Genomic DNA, 5,411 nt, shown 5'->3' on the forward strand with positions numbered 1-5,411 from the left:
CTGTGCAGAAAACCGTGAATGCGGTGCTGGCGGTACTGTCTGTGGTCTTGTTCTTCCTCACACAGCCGCTTGTATGGTGTTTCCGCTTCGTAGACTGGTGGACGGTATTGTTCGTGCTGCTGTGCGGCACGGCGCTGGCCATGCTCATCTGGCGCAGAAGGTCGGAATCTGCAACCGAAGAAGATACAGCTGAGGAGACGGCAAACGCCGCAACATCCGGCTCATAAGTGAAATCCCGCAAGGACAGAGGTCACACTCTTGTCCAAGTGGACAGAAACCACATGGAGGAATACGTGAACCTCTGTCCGCACGAGACCAATATATCAGAATCCGCAAAGGATTTCGATATCAACTGGAGGCGCATCGCGCCAATTTTTCCGGAAGGCTCACTCGCTACGCTCCTTCTCCTTCCGGAAAAATCTGAACCTGCGAAGGAGCTTCGTGATGACTTTATTATAGTAGGAGGAATGCACATGTATCTGTACACAAAATCAATTGCAATGACACTTTGTTCTGTAACGGCGGCGCTTGCTGTTGCACTTACAGGCCTGGCGGAAGACGCGTCCACACCGGACGCGTCCTCCATGCCGTACACGGCGTCCCAAAGCCAGGCGGCGGGTATACCGGACAACGGCACCGTACCGGGAGCCACAAGTGAAACGGCGCCGAGCGACGCCGGTACGGCAGACAGCGCTGCTTCGGAGGCGCCGGGGCCAGACGCCGCGCAGCGGGAAGAGACCGGGTCTGTTCCCGCTGCGGATATTGAGGCGGGCGGCGCCGGCATGCCGGATGCTTCCCCGGATTCCGATGAGACGGAAAAAAACACTGCAAACGCCGCGGAAAGTCCGGTGGATGCAGGCGAAGAAGAGGATGGCGCGCCCCGTGCCGCGCTCATGCCGCTTGACATGCCTTCAGCCATCACCGGGGAGCTTGCCATGCTGCTGGCCACGAACCAGGCCGACAGCATCATGGGAAGCCTGGGCCTTGCACGTTCAGACGAATGCCGCACGGTACAGGCCGTTTTACGGCTGGAAGACTTCAATGGGAAAGATACACTGGATGAGAACTATGCGGCTCTGTGGGCCGCGCTGGAGGACGAAATGAGCGTGCTGTCGGCACAGGGAGCTGATTCCGCCGGGTGCAGCTACGCGGACGGGGCCATTACCATTTGGGCGTGACGGCGCGTTTTTGTTGCCATTGCACAGGGCCGCATCCCAAACTTCGTTGGGTAGGGTGAAACAAGGGCAGAGACGGCGGCGCGGGGTATCCCGCGCCGCTGTGTTGTGGCTGCCGGAAAGGAAAATGCATGGCAGAATATGTGAACTATCTACGGGTATTCGGCGCGCCGGGCGCGGCACGGGCACTGTTTGGCGCCATACAGGATGATACAGCCGGGCTGGGCAGTGTGGATTTCAACCGGATAACCCCCATGCCGGTCTGGATGCGGGAAGAGCCGCTGAGCGCCGGTACGGTGCGCAGGCAGGGCGGAGAAAACTGCTGGCTGGACTGGCGGCAGGCAAACTGGGGAACGCGGTGGAACACGCTGAAGGCACAGGCCAGTGCGGCGGCATACGACGGCGGGGATACCATCCTGTTCTATACGCAGGACGCCGGTGTGCCGGTGCTGATGCAGCACGCGTCCCGGCTTTGTCCGGACGCCGCCCTGCTCTACGCCTGGGCCAGCCGGGACGTTGGTATGGACTGCGGCGCCGCGCGGTACAGGGACGGAGAAATACTGGAGCAAATATGTCCGCGGCCGGCAAGCAGGCGAGCGTATGAGCTTTCGTTCGACATCCTGCGTGAGCCGCCGGAAGCATTCGGGCTGCGGTATGACCCGGATGCGGGAACGTATGTGTATGAAGCAGAACAAAAACAAAAAAAGGAGAACGGGGAATATGGAAATCATTTCGGTCAAGATCACATCGGTGTTTGAAACGGGCGCCGTGAAGGCAAAGGCAAACGCGGTGCTTGGCAGGTTCGGCGTGCGCGGCATCAAGGTATGCGAGGGGAAAAGCGGCCTGTTCGTGGCGATGCCCTCATACAAGTCTGCAAAAGGAAAATACATCGATATCTTTTTTCCAATGGATAAGGAAGCGAAGGAAGAGCTGGCCGGGGCCGTGCTCCGGGCCTATGCGGAAAAACAGGCGGAAAACGTCGCGGCCGCGGTTTTGGCCGGGCAGGAACCGGGGTGAGTCCGTTTTTCTGCGTAAGGACAAGCCCTGAACCGTATGGAGCGCGTGCCGGACAGCGCCTTCCGGCACAGCGGCTGAAACCACAAGGCGCGGAAAAGGAGAAGATGCCTGTGAAAAAGAAATTGACGGCAGTGTGTGTGTTGACGGCAGCCGTGTGCCTTTTTGCGGCGACGGCATTTGCTGAGACGGGAGACGTGGCGGGCGTGATCCAGAGTACATGGCAGAGCGCGGCACAGCAGATCAAAACGGTTGTAAATACAGTAGTGTTCCCCGCACTGGACCTTATCCTCGTGATCGCGTTTTTCGTAAAAGCGGGAACAACGTACTATGAGTACCGCAAGCACGGCCAGATTGAATGGACGGGACTCATCCTGCTGTTCGCCGGTCTGGTGCTTTCTTTGACGGCGCCTCTGTACATCTGGACCATTGCGGGGGTGTGAAAGGTGAATACATTCGAACGGGAGCTGCGGAAAGCGGTGAGCGCCGCAGGCAGGGAAGACCGTGCGCGGTACGTTGGCCGTGCGGCATATCTGGAGCTTGACAGCGGCCTGCACGCAAAGCTGCAGTTTGTTACGCAGGGAATTGCGGACCGGTACGGAGCGCTGCAGCTGAGCGCCATCAGCAGGACGCGGGGAGAGATCGACCGTGTAACGGTGCGTTTTGAAGATGTATGGGGCGGACAGGCGCCATATCTGTGGCGCTGCGACGGGAAAACAGAATGGTATGGAGCTGTCCCGACACCCGGGGATATGGAGCTGCTGGCGCGACAGATCGAAACGTTCTGCGCACTGTATGAACAGGACCCGCGGCAGGAGATGTGCGGAATGGGATATTAGGCGGACGCAGATATACGAAATAGCCAGGAGGTGACCGTCTATTTTTGTATGGGATTTCGTGGCCGACGCAGTTTTGGGACAGATCTTTGACTGGATCTACGGAAAGCTGGCCGGCTTTTTCAGTGAATTTTTTGAGATGATGAACATGATGGGAGCGGAGCTGTTCGACCTTCCGTGGACGCAGGCCGTGGTGCTGTTTTTCAGCCGGTTTGCATGGGTGCTGTACGCAGTAGGGCTTGTAGTGGCGGGTTTTGAATACGCCATCCAGTCCCAATCGGGGCGCGGCGACCTGCACGGCCTTGCGCTCAATGGGATCAAAGGCTTCATGGCCGTGAGCCTGTTCACCACAGTGCCGGTAGAACTGTACCGCCTGTGCGTCACACTGCAGGGCACGTTCGCGTCGGGTCTCGCGCAGCTCATGGGCGGGGAGGACGGCAGCATCGGAAGCCTGACGCGTGCGGCAATGGGCGCGCTGAACGGATACGGCGCTTTTGTGGGCCTGTTCCTGCTGATCCTGCTCGGCTATGCCGTGTTCAAGGTGTTCTTTGCGAACCTCAGGCGCGGCGGCATCCTGCTCATCCAGATCGCCGTGGGCAGCCTGTACTTTTTCAGCGTGCCGCGCGGATACCTGGACGGGTTCTGGAACTGGGGAAAACAGGTGGCCGGGCTGTGCCTGACGGCTTTTTTGCAGACGACAATGCTCGTTGCAGGCCTGATGGTGTGGAATACGAATATGCTGCTGGGCTGCGGCATGATGCTGGCAAGCACGGAAGTTCCGCGGATCGCGGGCGCGTTCGGTGTGGACACCAGCACGCGCGCCAACGTGATGGGCGCGGTCCACACGGCACAGTCCGTCATCAATACTGTGCGGATGGTCTCTTCCGCGCCGGGCTGAGGATGCATTGTGCAAAAGCTCAGGCTGGGAAGCCTGTTCGACGGGATCGGCGGATTCCCCCTTGCCGCGGCAGTGTGCGGGATAGAGCCTGTATGGGCCAGCGAGATCGAGCCGTTCCCCATCGAAGTCACAAGGCTGCGGTTCCCCGGAATGCTGCATGTGGGGGATATTACGAAACTCAGAGGGGCGGAGCTTCCGCCCGTGGATATCGTCTGCGGAGGTTCGCCGTGCCAGGACCTGAGCATCGCGGGCCTGCGGGCAGGTCTCGCGGGCGCGCGGTCCGGCCTGTTCATGGAGCAGCTGCGTGTGATCCGGGAGATGCGGGATGCAGACCGGGCCAGAGGTAGAACAGCTCTCGCTGTTCGGCCCAGATACATGCTCTGGGAAAACGTGCCGGGCGCATTCTCAAGCTATGACGGGGAGGACTTTCGAGCAGTGCTGGAGGAAACAGCGCGCGTGGCAGAGCCGGACGTGTCAATCCCTCGACCTGAGGCCGGGACATGGAAATCTGCTGGGCGCGTACTGGGAGGAAATTTCTCCATCGCATGGGCGGTTTACGATGCAGAATTTTTCGGAGTCGCCCAAAGACGCCGCCGTATCTTCCTTGTCGCAGATCTTGCTGGGCACAGTGCCGCGGAAATACTATTTGAGCGCGAAGGCCTGCCGGGGTATACTGCGGCGAAGCGCAGAACGTGGGAAGACATTGCCGCCGCAGCTGGAATCCGCCGTGCGGATGCAGGCGGGGCTGAGGGAGGAGCCGGAAACCGGGGGCTGACAGCCTATGCGGCCAACGGACGGGATGAGGTGCGGCCCATGTACGGTACGGCTACAACGATTACAGCGCATCCAAGCCTGCGCCAGGAGACGATCCTGTTGGAGCGGGAGGTGTGCCTCAATGACCAGGGCGGCATGCGTATGGATGTGAGTGAAGGCGTGAGCGGGACGCTGCGGGCGGATATGGGGGGCCATACTCCCATCGTGCTGGGCAGCGAACAGGGTGGGGCGGAGGTGGCGTTCGACCTCTGTCCCACCCTTACAGCAAGCGCGGGGATGAGTGGGAACAACCGGCCGGTGTTGTTTGAAAACCATTCACAGGACGGCCGGTACCGCGGTCCGCTGGAGGTGGCGCCCACACTGCAGGCGTCGTGCGGAATGGGCGGAAACAACCAGCCGTTCTGCGTGGAGGCGCCCGCCTATGGGATCAGCGGGACGGTCATTGGCCGCGGGCCGGAAAACGGCGGGAACGGCGCGGGTGTTTCGCTGGAGGTCGGATATACGCTGACGGCCTGTGACCGGCACGGCGTGTGCGTGCCATATCAGCGTGTTGTGGGTACATTGTGCAGCGGGGACGAAAAAGGTGTGGGGAACCAGTATGTATCCGATGCGAAATGCATCATTGGCCCCCAAAACAGGGTGCGGCGGCTGACGCCTCTGGAGTGCGAACGCCTGCAGGGATTCCCGGACAGGTGGACGGATATCCCCGGCGCG

At 60.4% G+C, this 5,411-nt stretch carries 8 protein-coding genes; all 8 read left to right on the forward strand.

Features of this window, described 5'->3' with window-relative positions; translation table 11 throughout:
• Positions 1 to 227, forward strand: a 227-nt coding sequence (locus GT748_RS14690) for a hypothetical protein (protein ID WP_161222389.1), incomplete at its 5' end; no start/stop codon positions are given.
• 54 nt (positions 228 to 281) lie between these two features.
• Positions 282 to 1,178 (forward strand): hypothetical protein, encoded by an 897-nt coding sequence (locus GT748_RS14695; RefSeq protein ID WP_161222390.1) that lies wholly within the window; start codon positions 282 to 284, stop codon positions 1,176 to 1,178.
• Between the two features lie 128 nt (positions 1,179 to 1,306).
• Positions 1,307 to 1,933, forward strand: a complete 627-nt coding sequence (locus tag GT748_RS14700; RefSeq protein ID WP_161222391.1) for a hypothetical protein — start codon at positions 1,307 to 1,309, stop codon at positions 1,931 to 1,933.
• Entirely contained in the window at positions 1,896 to 2,192 is a 297-nt protein-coding gene (locus GT748_RS14705) for a SpoVG family protein (protein WP_134108129.1), read from the forward strand. The genes GT748_RS14700 and GT748_RS14705 overlap by 38 nt, the downstream gene beginning before the upstream one ends.
• A 104-nt stretch (positions 2,193 to 2,296) precedes the next feature.
• On the forward strand, positions 2,297 to 2,632 hold the full coding sequence (locus GT748_RS14710; protein WP_134107024.1) for a DUF3852 domain-containing protein: 336 nt from the start codon (positions 2,297 to 2,299) through the stop codon (positions 2,630 to 2,632).
• Positions 2,633 to 2,635: 3 nt separating this feature from the next.
• Positions 2,636 to 3,028, forward strand: coding sequence for a hypothetical protein (locus tag GT748_RS14715; RefSeq protein ID WP_134107026.1), 393 nt, complete (start codon positions 2,636 to 2,638; stop codon positions 3,026 to 3,028).
• A 40-nt stretch (positions 3,029 to 3,068) separates the two neighbouring features.
• Positions 3,069 to 3,923: a conjugal transfer protein TrbL family protein gene (locus GT748_RS14720; protein WP_119981146.1), complete on the forward strand. Its 855-nt coding sequence runs from the start codon at positions 3,069 to 3,071 to the stop codon at positions 3,921 to 3,923.
• 9 nt (positions 3,924 to 3,932) lie between these two features.
• Positions 3,933 to 5,411, forward strand: a 1,479-nt coding sequence (locus tag GT748_RS14725; RefSeq protein ID WP_161222392.1) for a DNA cytosine methyltransferase, incomplete at its 3' end; no start/stop codon positions are given.

It is taken from the genome of Bittarella massiliensis (ex Durand et al. 2017) (genome assembly GCF_009876955.1).
In the GTDB taxonomy this organism is placed as follows: domain Bacteria; phylum Bacillota; class Clostridia; order Oscillospirales; family Ruminococcaceae; genus Bittarella; species Bittarella massiliensis.

Excerpts from the sequence above, each read along its gene's own strand:
- GT748_RS14695 (WP_161222390.1), top strand. The coding sequence starts at position 282 with ATGGAGGAATACGTGAACCTCTGTCCGCACGAGACCAATATATCAGAA.
- GT748_RS14700 (WP_161222391.1), top strand. The coding sequence starts at position 1,307 with ATGGCAGAATATGTGAACTATCTACGGGTATTCGGCGCGCCGGGCGCG.
- GT748_RS14705 (WP_134108129.1), top strand. The coding sequence starts at position 1,896 with ATGGAAATCATTTCGGTCAAGATCACATCGGTGTTTGAAACGGGCGCC.
- GT748_RS14710 (WP_134107024.1), top strand. The coding sequence starts at position 2,297 with ATGCCTGTGAAAAAGAAATTGACGGCAGTGTGTGTGTTGACGGCAGCC.